The 15,746-nt window shown below is 66.1% G+C and carries 14 protein-coding genes; 9 read left to right on the forward strand and 5 right to left on the reverse strand.

Features of this window, described 5'->3' with window-relative positions; translation table 11 throughout:
- Window positions 1-112: 112 nt before the first annotated feature.
- The 7 genes from AWC12_RS11180 to pknB all read left to right on the forward strand — a co-directional run bounded on the left by AWC12_RS11180 (window position 113) and on the right by pknB (window position 9,809).
- Complete coding sequence (locus AWC12_RS11180; RefSeq protein ID WP_085174314.1) at window positions 113-1,567, forward strand: FHA domain-containing protein; 1,455 nt, start codon at window positions 113-115, stop codon at window positions 1,565-1,567.
- Window positions 1,568-1,630: 63 nt separating this feature from the next.
- Entirely contained in the window at window positions 1,631-2,098 is a 468-nt protein-coding gene (locus tag AWC12_RS11185; RefSeq protein ID WP_024445128.1) for an FHA domain-containing protein FhaB/FipA, read from the forward strand.
- Window positions 2,099-2,120: 22 nt separating this feature from the next.
- On the forward strand, window positions 2,121-3,689 hold the full coding sequence (locus AWC12_RS11190; RefSeq protein ID WP_085174316.1) for a PP2C family protein-serine/threonine phosphatase: 1,569 nt from the start codon (window positions 2,121-2,123) through the stop codon (window positions 3,687-3,689).
- Window positions 3,686-5,098, forward strand: a complete 1,413-nt coding sequence (locus AWC12_RS11195; protein WP_024445126.1) for a peptidoglycan glycosyltransferase RodA — start codon at window positions 3,686-3,688, stop codon at window positions 5,096-5,098. Before AWC12_RS11190 ends, AWC12_RS11195 begins: the two co-directional genes overlap by 4 nt.
- The gene (gene pbpA / locus AWC12_RS11200; protein ID WP_085174318.1) at window positions 5,095-6,570 is read left to right on the forward strand and encodes a D,D-transpeptidase PbpA; all 1,476 of its coding nucleotides are present in this window, start codon (window positions 5,095-5,097) and stop codon (window positions 6,568-6,570) included. Before AWC12_RS11195 ends, pbpA begins: the two co-directional genes overlap by 4 nt.
- A 63-nt stretch (window positions 6,571-6,633) precedes the next feature.
- A complete protein-coding gene (locus tag AWC12_RS11205) occupies window positions 6,634-7,935 on the forward strand; it encodes a protein kinase domain-containing protein (RefSeq protein WP_024445124.1) in 1,302 nt (433 codons plus the stop codon).
- Window positions 7,932-9,809 carry a Stk1 family PASTA domain-containing Ser/Thr kinase gene (gene pknB, locus AWC12_RS11210; protein WP_085174320.1) on the forward strand — a complete coding sequence of 626 codons (1,878 nt, stop codon included), beginning with the start codon at window positions 7,932-7,934 and terminating at the stop codon, window positions 9,807-9,809. The genes AWC12_RS11205 and pknB overlap by 4 nt, the downstream gene beginning before the upstream one ends.
- On the opposite strand, the gene AWC12_RS11215 is transcribed toward pknB, so the two are convergent.
- The 4 genes from AWC12_RS11215 to AWC12_RS11230 form a co-directional block, all read right to left on the reverse strand.
- Window positions 9,787-10,461, reverse strand: a complete 675-nt coding sequence (locus AWC12_RS11215; protein WP_085174322.1) for an aminodeoxychorismate/anthranilate synthase component II — start codon at window positions 10,459-10,461, stop codon at window positions 9,787-9,789. The genes pknB and AWC12_RS11215 overlap by 23 nt on opposite strands.
- 38 nt (window positions 10,462-10,499) lie before the next feature.
- Window positions 10,500-11,663: a PE-PPE domain-containing protein gene (locus AWC12_RS11220; RefSeq protein WP_085174324.1), complete on the reverse strand. Its 1,164-nt coding sequence runs from the start codon at window positions 11,661-11,663 to the stop codon at window positions 10,500-10,502.
- Between the two features lie 329 nt (window positions 11,664-11,992).
- Window positions 11,993-13,090: a PE-PPE domain-containing protein gene (locus tag AWC12_RS11225; protein ID WP_085174326.1), complete on the reverse strand. Its 1,098-nt coding sequence runs from the start codon at window positions 13,088-13,090 to the stop codon at window positions 11,993-11,995.
- 239 nt (window positions 13,091-13,329) lie between these two features.
- The gene (locus tag AWC12_RS11230; protein ID WP_024445119.1) at window positions 13,330-14,091 is read right to left on the reverse strand and encodes a DUF881 domain-containing protein; all 762 of its coding nucleotides are present in this window, start codon (window positions 14,089-14,091) and stop codon (window positions 13,330-13,332) included.
- A gap of 132 nt (window positions 14,092-14,223) precedes the next feature.
- On the opposite strand from AWC12_RS11230, the gene crgA reads away from it, so the two are divergent.
- The gene (crgA, locus tag AWC12_RS11235; protein WP_024445118.1) at window positions 14,224-14,505 is read left to right on the forward strand and encodes a cell division protein CrgA; all 282 of its coding nucleotides are present in this window, start codon (window positions 14,224-14,226) and stop codon (window positions 14,503-14,505) included.
- 155 nt (window positions 14,506-14,660) lie between these two features.
- Window positions 14,661-15,083 (forward strand): PH domain-containing protein, encoded by a 423-nt coding sequence (locus AWC12_RS11240; RefSeq protein WP_085174587.1) that lies wholly within the window; start codon window positions 14,661-14,663, stop codon window positions 15,081-15,083.
- Window positions 15,084-15,136: 53 nt separating this feature from the next.
- Here AWC12_RS11240 and AWC12_RS11245 read toward each other — a convergent pair whose 3' ends face one another.
- On the reverse strand, window positions 15,137-15,664 hold the full coding sequence (locus AWC12_RS11245) for a peptidylprolyl isomerase (protein ID WP_085174328.1): 528 nt from the start codon (window positions 15,662-15,664) through the stop codon (window positions 15,137-15,139).
- Window positions 15,665-15,746: the final 82 nt, after the last annotated feature.

The raw sequence follows: 15,746 nt of genomic DNA on the forward strand, positions 1-15,746 counted from the left end.
CTGGCGCACCCCCGGGATCTCCAAAACCAGCGTGGACGCGTCCGTGACCTGCACAGATGCGATTCTCAGAGATTTGTTTGTCCCTGGTGGGTACAGAGGGCCGATAGCATGCATGCAAGCATTGCTGCCAGCCGACACGCTGGTGGCTGACAACGCACGGGTGAAAACCCTGCACATAGAGAGGGAGGCGATCGGGGTCATGGGACTAGTCGGCCGCTTCGAGCGCAAGCTTGAGGATTCGGTCGGCAATGCCTTCGCCCGGGTGTTCGGAGGATCAATAGTCCCGCAGGAAGTGGAGTCGCTGCTTCGCCGCGAGGCCGACATCGGTGCCCGCGAGCTGCACGGCGGCCGCGTTTTGGCCCCGAACGACTACGTCATTACCCTCAGTGTGCCTGACTATCACAAAGTGATCGCCGACCCGGACATCACCGCGACCACCTTCGCCAAGCACTTGGAGGGATACATCCATGAGCAGGGATGGCAAACGTATGGTGATGTGGTCGTCAGATTCGAGCAGTCACCCAGCCTGCACACCGGACAGTTTCGCGCGCGTGGCGCGGTCAATCCCGACGCGACCACAGTCGAACCCGCTCCACCCCCACGAGACGTCACGTCCCACGCAGAACCAGGAGTACCAGCGATGACCGACAATCCGAGCTACCGCGCCGGCCAGGGACAGGGTCGGCCCGAGGACGAGTATTACAACCGCGGCGAGGACCAGCGCGGCTACCCGCCTGCCGAGCAGGGCTACCCGCCGCAGGGCGACCACGGTTACCCGCCCCGCGGCGGTTACCCGGAGCAGGGCGGTTACCCGGAGCAGGGCGGTTACCCGGAGCAGAGCCGCTACCCCGACCAGGGCGGCTACCCGCCGCCGCCGTCGTACGAGCAGCGCCCGCCCGCGGGCTACGGACCGCCGTCGGGCAACTATCCCCCGCAGTCGTACGAGCAGCGTCCGCCCGGCGGTTACGGCCCCCCTCCCGGTGGGCAGCCCGGCTACGGTGCTCCTCCTAATGACTACGACTACGGGCGTCAGGGCGGCTACCCCGATCGCGGCGGCTATCCGGATCAGGGTGGCTACCCCGACCAGGGCGGCTATGGCCAGCAGTCCTACGGCCGCCAGGACTACGCACAGCCCGACTACGGACGCTACGGCGAGGCCCCTGCCGGATACGCGGACCAGGGCTATGGCGATCAGGGCTATGGCGATCAGGGTTACGGCGCCCCGGCCCAGCAGGGCGGCTACGGCGGCTACGGCGCCGGTCAGGGCGACTACCCGGGTGGTGCCACCGTCACCCTGCAGCTCGACGACGGCAGCGGGCGTACCTACCAGCTGCGCGAAGGCGCCAATGTGATCGGCCGCGGGCAGGATGCTCAGTTCCGGCTTCCGGACACGGGTGTGTCACGACGCCACCTGGAGATCCGCTGGGACGGTCAGGTCGCGCTATTGTCAGACCTCAATTCCACCAACGGCACGACGGTGAACAACGCTCCGGTGCAAGAGTGGCAGCTGGCCGACGGCGACGTCATCCGGCTGGGGCACTCCGAGATCATCGTCCGCGTTCACTGAGGACTGGCCTCGACGCCCCAGTAATGTGGCGGTGCCGAAAGGACGGGACGGAGAGGACGTCAGATGCAGGGGCTTGTTCTGCAGCTGACCCGTGTCGGCTTCCTGTTGCTGCTGTGGCTGTTCATCTGGTCTGTGCTGCGCATCCTGCGCACCGACATCTATGCGCCCACCGGCGCGGTGATGGTGCGACGCGGGCTGGCGCTGCGCGGCTCGTTGCTGCCCAACCGTCAGCGCAGGACGGTGCCGCGCCAGCTGGTGGTGACCGAGGGCGCCCTGGCGGGCACCCGCATCCCGCTGGGAACCCAACCCGTGCTGATCGGCCGGGCCGATGATTCCACTCTCGTGCTGACCGACGATTACGCCTCGACGCGCCACGCCAGGCTCTCACCGCGAGGTCCGGAATGGTATGTAGAGGACCTAGGATCGACCAACGGCACATACCTCGACAGGGCGAAGGTGACGACAGCGGTACGAGTTCCGATGGGCACACCGGTGCGAATCGGCAAGACGGTGATCGAGCTGCGCCCGTGACGCCGCGCACCCGAGGAGCGATGTGACGCTCGTACTTCGATATGCGGCCCGCAGCGACCGGGGGTTGGTGCGCGCCAACAACGAGGATTCCGTCTACGCGGGGGCCCGCCTGCTCGCGCTCGCCGACGGCATGGGCGGTCACGCGGCCGGCGAGGTGGCCTCGCAGCTGGTGATCGCCGCTCTTGCACACCTCGACGACGACGAGCCCGGTGGCGATCTGCTCAGCAAGCTCGATTCCGCGGTCCGCGAGGGCAACTCGGCGATCGCCGCGCACGTCGAGGCAGACCCCGAACTCGAGGGCATGGGCACCACGCTGACCGCGATCTTGTTCGCCGGAAACCGCCTCGGCCTTGTGCACATCGGCGATTCGCGCGGCTACATGTTGCGCGACGGTGAGCTCACCCAGATCACCAAGGACGACACCTTCGTCCAGACCCTGGTCGACGAAGGCCGGATCACCGCCGAGGAGGCGCACAGCCATCCGCAGCGCTCGCTGATCATGCGTGCGCTCACCGGCCACGAAGTCGAACCCACGCTCATCATGCGTGAGGCCCGCGCCGGCGATCGCTATCTGCTCTGCTCCGACGGCCTGTCCGATCCGGTCAGCCAGGAGACCATCGCCGAGGCGCTCCAGATCGAGGACGTCGCCGAAAGCGCGGACCGGCTCATCGAATTGGCGCTGCGCGGCGGTGGACCCGACAACGTCACCGTGGTGGTTGCCGACGTCGTCGACTACGACTACGGGCAGACGCAGCCGATCCTGGCGGGCGCCGTATCCGGCGACGACGATCAGAGCGCACCACCGAACACCGCCGCAGGCCGCGCGTCGGCATTCAATCCCAAACGCAACGCCGCCAAACGCGTTGTGCCGCAACCCGAAGAGCCGCCGCCGCGCCCCCGGTCCCGGCGGCGCATGATCATCGCCGCGACGGTGCTGGTCCTGGTGGTGCTGGCAGGCCTGGCAGTCGGACGCGAGATCGTGCGGAACAACTACTACGTCAGCGAGCACGACGGCACCGTCTCGATCATGCGGGGTGTTCAGGGCTCCTTCCTCGGAGTCGCCTTGCAGGAGCCTTATCTCCTCGGATGTCTGAACAGCCGCAACGAACTCTCTCTCATCAGCGCCGGACAAGCCGGTGGCAATCTGGACTGCCGACTTCTGAGCGTCGGCGACATGCGTCCCCCCGAGCGGGCCCAGGTCATCGCGGGTCTCCCGTCGGGTTCCCTCGACGAGGCGATCAGCCAGATCGAGGAACTCTCCCGCAGCTCCGTGCTTCCGGTCTGCGCACCTCCGGCACGGCCGTCGACGGCTTCGCCCGCACCATCACCACGTCCAGCGCCCTCCCCCGGCGCTACCACCACGACGGCCAGGTCCGGCGCACCGGAAACGTCTGAGCCGAGAGCGAATCCGACCACCACACCGCCGGCGACGCCGCGCACCTCGGGCGCCGCCCCGTCACCCTCGCCGGGCCCAGGTTCGCCCACCCCCGGTTCACCGGTGCCATCCCCGCCGCCGTCCCCTTCGCCGACGGTGACGGCACTCCCTCCCCCACCACCTGAGCCGGGAACGAACTGCCGGGAAGTCTCATGACCACCCAGCCGCAGCCTCTCGTCGCGGTGACTCCAGCGCTACCGAACCGCCGCAATGCCGAGCTCTTTCTGCTCGGCTTCGCCGCGGTGATCACCACGATCGCGCTGTTGCTCGTCGAGGCCAACCAGGAGCAGGGGCTGCGCTGGGATCTGATCCAGTACACCGTCGCCTATCTCGCACTGTTCACCGGTGCGCATCTGGCGGTCCGGCGCTTCGCCCCGTATGCCGACCCGCTGCTGCTTCCTGTGGTCGCACTGCTGAATGGCTTGGGGCTGGTCATGATTCACCGCCTCGACCTGGCCGAGGGGCAGCCATTGGCCCAGGGTCTGGGCGGCACCGCCAATCAGCAGATGCTGTGGACCCTCGTCGGCGTCATCGGGTTCTCCGCCATCGTGATCTTTCTGCGCGATCACCGCGTGCTGTCGCGGTACGGCTACGTGTGCGGTTTGGTCGGGCTGATCCTGCTGGCGATCCCCGCCGTCCTGCCCCGAAGCATGTCCGAGCAGAACGGCGCCAAGATCTGGATTCAGTTCGAAGGCTTCTCGATTCAGCCCGCAGAGTTCTCCAAGATCCTGCTACTCATCTTCTTCGCCGCCGTCCTTGTCTCCAAGCGCAGCCTGTTCACCAGCGCCGGCAAGCACGTTCTCGGAATGGACCTGCCCCGCCCCCGCGACCTTGCGCCGCTGCTGGCCGCCTGGATCGCGTCGATCGGCGTGATGATCTTCGAGAAGGATCTCGGGACGTCGCTGTTGCTCTACGCGTCCTTCCTCGTGATGGTCTACATCGCCACGGAGCGGTTCAGCTGGGTTGTGTTGGGCCTCGGCCTGTTCGCGGCCGGCAGCATCGCCGCCTATTACGCATTCGACCATGTGCGCGTGCGCGTCCAGACGTGGCGCGACCCGTTCGCCGACCCCGACGGCGCCGGATACCAGATGGTGCAGTCCCTCTTCAGCTTCGCGACCGGGGGCATCTTCGGCACCGGTCTGGGCAACGGGCAGCCCGGGACGGTGCCCGCGGCGTCGACAGACTTCATCATTGCTGCCATCGGGGAAGAGCTTGGCCTGGTTGGACTTTCGGCCGTCCTGATGCTGTACACCATCGTGATCATCCGCGGTCTCCGCACAGCGATCGCGGTCCGTGACAGCTTCGGCAAGCTACTGGCAGCAGGCTTGGCGGCCACACTGGCCATTCAACTTTTCATCGTCGTCGGCGGTGTCACGAAGCTCATCCCGTTGACGGGTCTGACGACGCCGTGGATGTCCTACGGCGGCTCGTCTCTGGTGGCCAACTACCTGTTGCTGGCGATCCTGGTCCGCATCTCGCACAACGCCCGCAAACCCATCGTCACCACGGGGCTTCCGGTGGGCAACATCGCGGGAGCCAGTACCGAGGTGATCCAAAAGGTATGAACACGTCGCTGCGCCGAATCTCCGTGATGATCATGGCTTTGATCGTGCTGCTGTTGGCCAATGCAACGCTGACACAGGTTTTCACCGCCGACGGGTTGCGGTCGGATCCGCGTAATCAGCGGGTGCTTCTCGACGAGTACTCCCGCCAGCGTGGCCAGATCTCCGCGGGCGGTCAGCTGCTCGCGTATTCGGTGTCGACCGAGGGCCGGTTCCGATTCTTGCGCGTCTATCCAAACCCGATGACGTACGCGCCCGTGACGGGTTTCTACTCGTTGAGCTACTCGAGCTCCGGGCTGGAGCGCGCCGAGGACACCATTCTCAACGGTTCCGACGAGCGTCTGTTCGGTCGCAGGCTCGCCGACTTCTTCACCGGGCGTGACCCCCGCGGGGGCAATGTCGCCACCACCATCAACCCCGAGGTCCAACAGGCCGCATGGGATGCGATGGAGGACGGCTGCAACGGGCCGTGCAAAGGCGCCGTGGTCGCGCTGGAACCGTCCACCGGAAAGATCCTCGCGCTGGTCTCCGCGCCGTCCTACGACCCAAACCTGTTGGCTACACACGACATTGCCCAGCAGGCCGAGGCGTGGCAGCGGCTGCGTGACGACCCCGACTCACCGCTGCTGAACCGCGCCATCTCCGAGACCTACCCGCCCGGGTCGACGTTCAAGGTGATCACCACCGCGTCGGCGCTGCAGGCAGGGGCAACACCTCAGACGCAGTTGACCGCGGCCCCGCAGATCCCGCTGCCCGACAGCACGGCGACGCTGGAGAACTTCGGCGGCACACCCTGCGGCGGCGGGCCGACGACGACGCTCGAGTACGCCTTCGCGCACTCGTGCAATACCGCGTTCGTCCAACTCGGCATCGACACCGGTGGCGACGAGTTGCGCTCGACCGCGCTCGGATTCGGGGTCGGCGCGCTGGCCCCGACGATCCCGCTGCAGGTGGCTGAATCCACGGTCGGGCCGATCGCCGACGAGGCCGCACTCGGCATGTCCAGCATCGGACAAAAGGATGTCGCGTTGACGCCCCTGCAAAACGCGATGGTCGCCGCGACCATCGCGAACAAGGGCGTCACGATGCGCCCCTACCTCGTGGACAGTCTGAAGGGCCCCGACTTGGCGAACATCGCCACCACCGCCCCCTCTGAAGAGCAGCGGGCGGTGCCAGAGCAGGTCGCAGATACACTTACGGACTTGATGGTCGCCGCCGAGCAGGTGACTCAGCAGAAGGGAGCCATCGCCGGCGTGCAGATCGCATCCAAGACCGGCACTGCGGAGCACGGCACGGATCCGCGCAATACGCCGCCGCATGCCTGGTATATCGCCTTTGCGCCCGCTCAGGCACCCAAAGTCGCGGTCGCGGTGCTCGTCGAGAACGGCGGGGATCGCCTGTCGGCGACGGGCGGCGAGCTGGCTGCGCCGATCGGGCGCGCGACGATCGCGGCCGCGCTGCAGGAGGCCTCGTGAGCCGAGGCCTCGTGAGCCGCCATGCCGGAGGCATGAAATGAGCCACCATGCCGGAGGCATGAAATGAGCCCAAGAGTCGGTGTGACCCTCTCCGGCCGGTATCGGCTGCAGCGGCTGATCGCCACGGGCGGCATGGGCCAGGTGTGGGAAGGTGTCGATTCGCGGCTGGGCCGCCGGGTCGCGATCAAGGTCCTCAAGGCCGAGTATTCGACCGACGCCGAATTCGTCGAGCGCTTCCGCGCCGAAGCACGCACGGTCGCGATGCTCAACCATCCCGGGATTGCCGGGGTGTACGACTACGGCGAGACCGACATCGACGGCGAGGGACGTACCGCCTACCTGGTGATGGAGCTCGTCAACGGTGAACCGCTGAACTCGGTGATCAAGCGGACCGGTCGGCTTTCGCTGCGGCACGCGCTCGACATGCTCGAGCAGACGGGCCGGGCACTCCAGGTCGCCCACACCGCGGGTTTGGTGCACCGCGACGTGAAGCCCGGCAACATCCTCATCACGCCCACCGGCCAGGTGAAGCTGACCGACTTCGGCATCGCCAAGGCCGTCGACGCCGCTCCGGTCACCCAGACCGGCATGGTGATGGGCACGGCGCAGTACATCGCCCCCGAACAGGCGCTCGGCCATGACGCCACCGCGGCCAGCGACGTCTATTCGCTCGGCGTGGTCGGCTACGAAGCAGTGTCGGGTAAGCGGCCGTTCACAGGCGACGGTGCATTGACCGTGGCGATGAAGCACATCAAAGAGACTCCTCCCCCGCTGCCCGCCGATCTCCCGCCGAATGTTCGCGAGCTGATCGAGATCACGCTCGTGAAGAACCCCGGCATGCGCTACAAGTCCGGTGGGCCGTTCGCCGATGCCGTCGCCGCCGTGCGTGCCGGCCGCAGGCCCCCGCGGCCGAATGCCGCGCCCTCGATCGGCCGCGCCGCGCCGGCCGCGGTGCCGCCCGCCATAGCCAACAGGCCGCCGGAGGCGACCGGTCGCGCACCCGCTCCCACGTCGCGCACGCGGGCGACGGGCAGCCACCACCGGTCGCCCCAGCCTGCGCGACGGACGTTCTCGTCGGGCCAGCGGGCGCTGCTGTGGGCCGCGGGTGTACTCGGCGCGCTGGCGATCGTCATCGCGATCCTCATCGTCCTCAACGCTCAGGACCGCAAGGACCGCCCCGCTCCGACGACGATCACCGAGACACCCAGTAGCCAGACTTCCGCTCCGGAGGCGCCGCCGGAGACCCCGGGCGCAGCACCCCCGGTGATACGCGATCATGAACCCGACCGAAATTGGGTATCCCGACCCGTTGACGAGGCATCACCGTCGGTGATGCTGCACGCTTCAGAACAGATATTGCGATGACAACCCCACAGCACCTTTCCGACCGCTACGAAGTCGGCGAGATTCTGGGCTTCGGCGGCATGTCCGAAGTTCATCTGGCCCGCGACCTGCGCCTGCACCGCGACGTCGCGATCAAGGTGTTGCGCGCAGATCTGGCCCGCGACCCCAGCTTCTATCTCCGCTTCCGCCGGGAAGCCCAGAATGCTGCCGCGCTGAACCACCCCGCGATCGTCGCGGTGTACGACACCGGTGAAGCCGAGACGCCCACCGGACCACTGCCCTACATCGTCATGGAGTACGTCGACGGTGTGACGTTGCGCGACATCGTGCACAACGACGGACCGATGCCGGCGCGGCGCGCCATCGAGGTCATCGCCGACGCCTGCCAGGCGCTCAACTTCAGCCATCAGCACGGCATCATCCACCGCGACGTCAAACCGGCCAACATCATGATCAGCAAGGCCGGCGCGGTGAAGGTGATGGACTTCGGCATCGCGCGGGCCCTGGCTGACGCGGGCAACCCGGTCACGCAGACCGCCGCGGTGATCGGCACCGCGCAGTACCTCTCGCCTGAGCAGGCCCGCGGCGTCAAGGTCGACGCCCGCTCCGATGTGTACTCGCTGGGCTGCGTGCTCTACGAGCTCCTCACCGGTGAGCCGCCCTTCGTCGGTGACTCCCCTGTGGCCGTCGCCTATCAGCACGTCCGTGAGGATCCGGTGCCGCCCTCGCAGCGGCATGCCGACATCTCCCCCGAACTCGACGCGGTGGTGCTCAAGGCACTGGCCAAGAACCCCGACAACCGGTATCAGACGGCCGCGGAGATGCGCGCTGATCTGGTCAAGGTGCACAGCGGCGAGGCGCCGGACGCGCCGAAGGTGTTCACCGACGCCGAACGCACCTCCATGCTGGCCGCCACGCCAGCGCACCACCGGACACAGCCGATCGATCCCGCCGGCGGGCATCAGCCTCGCTACGAGGAGCGTGAACGCGGCGGGTCGCTGGGCCGATGGCTGATCGCCGTGGCCGTGTTGGCGGTGTTGACGGTGCTGGTCACGATCGGCATCAACATGTTCGGTGGCGAAACCCGCGACGTGCAGGTACCTGACGTCACGGGGCAGCCGTCGGCCGACGCGATCGCCGCGCTGCAGAACCGCGGCTTCTCGATTCGCACTCAGCAGAAGCCGGATTCGGAGGTTCCCCCCGACCACGTCATCAACACCGACCCGGGCGCCAACGCATCCGTCGCCGCAGGTGACGAGATCACCCTCAACGTGTCGACGGGTCCTGAGCAACGCGAAGTCCCTGATGTGTCGGGACTCAGCTACGCCGACGCCGTGAAGCGGTTGACGGATGCAGGTTTCGAACGCTTCCGGCAGACGACGTCGGCGTCGCTGCCCGAGCAGAAAGACCGTGTGCTGTCGACGGTGCCGCCGGCGAACCAGACGTCGGCGATCACCAACGAGATCACCATCGTGGTGGGTAAGGGTCCCGCGACGGCCGTCGTGCCCGAGTGCGTCGGCCAGACCGTCGAGGTGTGCCAGCAGATCCTCAATGCCTCCGGGTTCACGAAGAACGTCCCGGTGGAGGTCGACAGCACCGCGCCTGCCGGCCAAGTGATGGGCCTGGAACCCACAGCGGGGCAGACTGTCCCCCAGGACACGGTGATCCAGATCCAGGTGTCGCGCGGGAACCAGTTCGTGATGCCCGACCTGACCGGGATGTTCTGGACCGACGCCGAACCCCGTCTGCGGGCCCTCGGCTGGACCGGGGTGCTCGACAAGGGCGGTGACGTCCAGAACAGCGGGCAACGCACCAATGCCGTCGTCAACCAGAGCCCGTCGCCGGGCACCGGCGTGAACTACGGCGCGAGGATCACGCTGAACTTCGCGTCGTAGCGGCGTGCACTGCGGATGCCACCTCGTCCTCCAACTCGGCGACGAGCGATTCCGCCGGTGCATTGCCGCAGTACGCCAGCCAGTTTGCGAGCATCCGGTGGCCGCCCTCGGTCAGGATCGACTCGGGGTGGAACTGCACGCCGTGAATCGGGAGTTCGACATGGCGGACGCCCATGATCACGCCGCCCTCTGTTGTGGCGATGACCTCGAGCTCGTCGGGCACGGTGTCCGGCAGGATCGTCAGCGAGTGGTACCGCGTCGCGGTGAACGGGTCCGGTAGACCTTTGAGCACTCCCGCATCGGCGTGGTGGACGGTGCTGGTCTTGCCGTGCAGCAGCTCGGGCGCGCGGTCGACGGTGCCACCGAACGCCACCCCGATCGCCTGGTGTCCGAGGCAGACCCCCAGCAGCGGCGTTTCGGCCGCGGCGCACGCGTGCACAAGCGGGATCGATGCGCCCGCGCGCTCCGGGGTGCCGGGGCCGGGGCTGAGAAGCACGCCGTCGAACTCGTCAGCGGCGGTGGCGATGTCGGCATCGGTGGCGAGTCGGTCGTCGTCGTTGCGCCACACCGTCGCGTCCACTCCGAGCTGACCGAGGTACTGCACGAGGTTGAACACGAAGCTGTCGTAATTGTCGACGACCAACACCTGCATCCGAACAGGCTACCGCCAGGGTTTTCGGTGTTTCCGCCTCAGGCGGCGGCGTCGGCGGCCCTGCTGTCCGTGGAGTCGGTGTCGGATGCCTCGTCGGCGGAGTCGGCGGCGGAAGTCTCGTCCTCGGCCGCGCTGTCCTCGGCGCTGTCGTCGGCCTCGTCGACAGACTCGTCGACGGCCTCGTCGGAGTCGACCTCGTCGGAGTCGACCTCGTCCTGCACCTCGTCGGCCGCCTTGTCCTCCACCTCGTCCGCATCGTCGGAATCCAGCACGGCGGCGGATCGACTCGTCCGCTTCACCGCGAGCTCGTCAGCTGGCTCGGAAAGTGTTGTAGGAGTGCCGGATTCGTTGGCGACAGTCTGGATCTCGTTCTCTTCTGACTCCGCGAGGCTCGGCGGTGGATTGCCATTCCCCCAGTCGGCTCCTTCGCCCTGGGGCACGTAGGCCGGCCGATCGTAATCGCGTTCCACGAGCGGCCGATACCTGGCGTCCAGCTCGGCGAGCCGCTCCTCGGTGACGAAGGGTTCGATCCAGCGAAGCATTGGCAAGGTCTTCGCCGGTATCAGCATGTAGGTGGTGTTGCCCTCTTGGTAGACGAGGTTCTCCGGGGCGTTGATGTCGAGGTCTTCTTGGAAGTAGGCGAAGTGCCGCGAGAAGATGGCCGTGTTGACCCACGAATAGAAGCCGAAGCGCGTGGGGTTGTCAGCGACGCCGTCGTATTGCGCGACGACGTCAAGGTGCTCGTAGGGCTGTACAGCCGGCAGGCCGACATCGACCTGGTTGCGGTTCTCGCCGCCGAACTTGTTCTCGGGGTTGCCGAGGGTCACGATCAGCTTGATTCGGTCCGGATCCGGCGCGAGCTGCGGGTTTCTCTCCCATTCCCGCAGCCTGTCGTACATGCCCGCTCCGCCGACCGAGTAGCCCACGAGGATGAGCTCGCCTGGCGTGGCGTCGACCGCGGCCTGAATCTGCGCAGAGGTGAGTTTTCTGGTCACCGTGCCCCTGCCGAGCGACCGGCAGGTGTTCTGCTCGCAGAACGCTCCGCCGAAGGCGGTCTGCGCTTCACCGCTCTGCCGGGTGGCGCCTTCTGCGAACAGCGCAGTCGCCGCGCCGGCGGCGGGGACAACGGGTACTAGGCTGATGCCCGGAACTAAAACGGCTGCCAGCGCAGCGATCCCGGCTTTGTGACGACGGTGCTTCATGAGAATCCTCGGCGAGTCGATCGAAACGCCCCGCACGATCGGATCCCAGTGTCCGACGCCGGAAGTGCACGAAAGTTGCTGCTGAAATTGTGGCGAAGCATTTCCCGACGTCTCAGCTTTGAAACATCCGGCTTTCGCTACCCGCGGTCCTGTAGTTAAGGTCTTGTCAGATCTTGATTTTGCGCCGCGCGAAGCAAAGCTTCTGCTTCAATCTACGTTCGCTGGCAGCAATCCAGCCACCGCTAACTCTTACGCAGTTGTGACAGCTGCGTCGAGTCATTCCTGCGCCGAGGGCGCCGTGCTTTCGTCGCTGTCTGGTTCGTCGGTCGTCACCGAGTCGGCGTCACCGAGTCGGCGTCGTCCTCGCTGTCGTCCTCGCCGTCCTCGGCCGCAGTTTCGGCGTCGGGCAGGGCATGCTCTGATCGGCTGTTTCGCGTCAGGACGCTGTCGTCGTCCGTCTCGGAATCACCCTCGTCTTCGTCGGATTCGCTTGATTGCGCGTCCAGTTCCTCGATGTCGGCGGCTTCATCGTCGGCCGCTTCATCGTCGGGGTCGTCCTCGGCGAGTTCGGACTCGACTTCGTCGTCGTCCTCTTCGTCGCCGTCCTCTTCGTCGTCGAGCGACGGGGGAGGGGTCCCGTTGCCCCAGTCGGCTCCTCCGCCCTGCGGCACGTAGGCGGGGCGGTCATAGTCCTTCTCGATCAGCGGGCGGTACTTCGCGTCGAGTTCGGCCATCCGTTCGTCGCTGATCCAGGGGTCCACCCACGCCAGCATCGGCAATGTCTCGGCTTTGATGAGCATGTAGGTGGAGCCGTCCTCGTCCCGGTAGACGAGGTTGTCCGGGTCGTTGATGTCGACGTCGTCGAAGTAGGCGAGGTGCCGCGCGAAGGCGGTGTTCATCAGCGAGTACCAACCGAAACGAGTGGGCACATCTGCCACGCTGTCGTACTGCATGGTGACGTCGAGGTGCCGGTACGGCTGCGCGGCTGGCAGTCCGGCGTAGTAGTTCTTGCGATCGTCCCCGCCGTACTTGTTCTCCGGATTGCCGTAGGTGACGACGAGAACGACCCGGTCCGGGTCGGGTGCCTGTGCCGGGGCCTTCTCCCACTCCCGCAACCGGTCGTAGATCGTCGCCGCCCCGAGCGAGTAACCCATCAGGACTATGTCGCCTCCGGTGGAATCGACCGCCGCCTGCAGTTGCCGGGATCCGGGCTTGACGTCGAAGGGGCTTCGCGCGTTGTTGATCGACCGGCATGTGTTGTGCTCGCAGAACTCGCTGTTGAACGCGGTCTGCGCATTGCCCCGCTTCTGTGCCGTTCCCTCGACGGCCAGCACCGTCGCCGCCGGCGCCGACGCCGGCTGTACGAGCAGGATGGTGGCGGGCGCGGCAAGGGCACCTGCCAACGCGCGACGGACCCGACGCTTCACGAGACCCCCTCGAAACAACCGCGCCACGATAAGCGTGGCAATTGGCACCTAGATTAGCTAATTGACCAAAATGACTAATGCGGTCCGTGCGAATTGTTTCCAGCATTCATACGACCAGCGTGCTCAAGACGCACGCTGGTCGGCCTATGGCCCTTTCAGGGTCTTTTATCGCAGCTCCAGGTCTTGCCCGTGGATAACGAGTCGCGTCGGTGTATTCGTCATGCGGATTGTCGGTCCGTTTAGTAACCGAGCGGTCCGATCGGCTGAGCGAACTTCATGCGGACCGATTCGCTATGGCCGACCAATTCGACGTCGCGAACCTCTTCGGTGTAACCGAGACCGAATCTGACGGCGTAGCGCTTGTACAGCGTCACGAGCGGCGCGGCGGACAGAGCCGCCTGCATGGCCCCCGCATCCCCGATGGCGGTGATCACGTACGGGGGGCTGTACGTCCTGCCGTTGAGCAGCAGAGTGTTGCCGACGCACCGTGGGGCGGAGGTCGCGATGACGCGTTGGTCCTGAACCTGGATGCCTTCGGCACCAGCGCTCCACAACGCGTTGATCACCGCCTGGATGTCCTGCTGGTGGACGACGAGATCGTCGGGAGACGCGTCCCGGGGGAACCGCCCCTGAGCGTCGCGCTGAGCATCGTTGAGGGTCACCACCAGTCCAGGACCGCGCAAAGGTGTCAGACCCGCCTCGGCGGCCAGCACGTCGCCTCTCCGGGTAATCGCTTGAAGCGCCGCGTCGGTACCGGGCGATCCGCCGTGATGGTTGTCGATCATCAATGCGAGCGCGCCCTGCTCGGCACTGAGCCGGTCGACGGAGGTCTGTGCCTCGCGAACCAGATCGACGAGCCGGGGGGAGTCGCTGCGGCGGATCTCGTCACCGCCGGAGACCCCGTGGGTGGTGCCCAGGAGAAGACCCGCGGCAATGCAGACGACCGGCACACCGAAGCGCCACACGGATCGCTTCCGTCCGGCTGCGGTGTCGTCGGGCATTGGAGTCGCGGCTCCCCTCGATGATCGGAATCGCTCGGACAGCCTGCGTTAGGCTTTCCCTACACATCGTCGCACTGACCGGTCGTTCGTGGCACCGGAGGCAGTGGCGGCGCCGAACGTTCGAAGGTACGCATGCCCAAGTCCAAGGTCCGTAAGAAGAACGACTTCACCATCAACCCGGTGAGCCGGACTCCGGTCAAGGTCAAGGCAGGCCCATCGAGCACCTGGTTTGTCGTGCTGTTCGTGGGGCTGATGCTGATCGGGCTGGTGTGGCTGATCGTCTTCCAGTTGGCCGGTAGCGGTCCCGACGTTCCGTCCTTCTTGCAGTGGATGGCGGACTTGAACGTCTGGAACTACGCGATCGCGTTTGCCTTCATGATTACGGGGCTGTTGCTCACGATGCGCTGGCGATGAGGCCGGACGGGCCCGAGATGAATTCATTTCGGTTGCCCGTTGTTACCCGGCCGGCAACGTGGCCGTCATCGGATCACACGAATGTGATTCATCCCCATTGGGGATAGCACTTGTGGATAACCCCATCAGTCGCGGTAGGAGGGTGTGTGGAACCCGTGCAGCAAACACACTGGCAACCCAGGACCGCGGGCATCGTGGCTGCCGGAATTCTCGGAATTTTGATGGCTATAGGGGCTGTGACGCTGGTCACAGACGTGCCTGGCCGCATTCTCATCGGGCTTGCCGCGGTCGGGTTGATGGTGTTTGCGCTCATGTCGTGGATCGCGCGTCCAAAACTGGCAATCTCCGAGGACACGTTGAGCTACCGCGGTTGGTGGCAAGTGAGGCAGCTCACACGAGCGGACATCAAGCGCATCCGCATCACCGAGTTCCGGCGGATCGGTCGAAAGGTGCGGCTGCTAGAGATCGATACGACAGATGATCGGCTGCTCGTGCTGAGCCGATGGGACCTGGGCACAGAACCCCTGCACGTCCTCGACGCGCTGACCGACGCCGGATTCGCGCCTGGCACCGGGTGATTTCGGTGTAGTTGGTCGACGCGACGCTGACCAACTACACCCGAACCACTGGGCTAGGAGATGGTGATCGACTCGATCACGACCGGGTCCGTCGGCCGATCGCTGCGGTCGGTCGCGGTCGTGGAGATCGCGTCGACCACCTTCTGCGATTCGGGATCGACGACCTCACCGAAGATGGTGTGGCGCCGGTTCAGGTGCGGCGTCGGGGTGACCGTGATGAAGAACTGCGAGCCGTTGGTGCCGGGTCCCGCGTTGGCCATCGCAAGCAGGTAGGGCTTGTCGAACTGCAACTCGGGATGGAACTCGTCGGCGAATTTGTAGCCCGCGTCGCCTCGCCCGGTGCCAGTCGGGTCTCCGCCCTGGATCATGAAACCTTCGATGACACGGTGGAAGATGACGCCGTCATAGAACGGGCCCGACGAGCCGCCGGAGGCATTCTCGGTGCTGTACTCCTTGGTGCCCTGGGCCAGTCCGATGAAATTGGACACCGTCTTCGGGGCATGGTTTCCGAACAGCGCGATCTTGATATCGCCGCGGTTGGTGTGGAGGGTCGCGGTCGCGGTCTGAATGGGACTCGTCACGGAACCGAGTGTGCCACGAGCAGTGTGACGGCCAACCGGGCACCGGTACCTAGGCCGGGGTGGCAGGCTGATAGGGCGACGT

This window comes from Mycolicibacterium iranicum (assembly GCF_002101705.1).
Lineage (GTDB): Bacteria > Actinomycetota > Actinomycetes > Mycobacteriales > Mycobacteriaceae > Mycobacterium > Mycobacterium iranicum.

What these genes read in the sequence shown, in the direction of transcription:
- AWC12_RS11180 (WP_085174314.1), top strand. Translation starts at nt 113, where the DNA reads ATGCAAGCATTGCTGCCAGCCGACACGCTGGTGGCTGACAACGCACGG.
- AWC12_RS11185 (WP_024445128.1), top strand. Translation starts at nt 1,631, where the DNA reads ATGCAGGGGCTTGTTCTGCAGCTGACCCGTGTCGGCTTCCTGTTGCTG.
- AWC12_RS11195 (WP_024445126.1), top strand. Translation starts at nt 3,686, where the DNA reads ATGACCACCCAGCCGCAGCCTCTCGTCGCGGTGACTCCAGCGCTACCG.
- pbpA (WP_085174318.1), top strand. Translation starts at nt 5,095, where the DNA reads ATGAACACGTCGCTGCGCCGAATCTCCGTGATGATCATGGCTTTGATC.
- AWC12_RS11205 (WP_024445124.1), top strand. Translation starts at nt 6,634, where the DNA reads ATGAGCCCAAGAGTCGGTGTGACCCTCTCCGGCCGGTATCGGCTGCAG.
- pknB (WP_085174320.1), top strand. Translation starts at nt 7,932, where the DNA reads ATGACAACCCCACAGCACCTTTCCGACCGCTACGAAGTCGGCGAGATT.
- AWC12_RS11215 (WP_085174322.1), bottom strand. Translation starts at nt 10,461, where the DNA reads ATGCAGGTGTTGGTCGTCGACAATTACGACAGCTTCGTGTTCAACCTC.
- AWC12_RS11220 (WP_085174324.1), bottom strand. Translation starts at nt 11,663, where the DNA reads ATGAAGCACCGTCGTCACAAAGCCGGGATCGCTGCGCTGGCAGCCGTT.
- AWC12_RS11230 (WP_024445119.1), bottom strand. Translation starts at nt 14,091, where the DNA reads ATGCCCGACGACACCGCAGCCGGACGGAAGCGATCCGTGTGGCGCTTC.
- crgA (WP_024445118.1), top strand. Translation starts at nt 14,224, where the DNA reads ATGCCCAAGTCCAAGGTCCGTAAGAAGAACGACTTCACCATCAACCCG.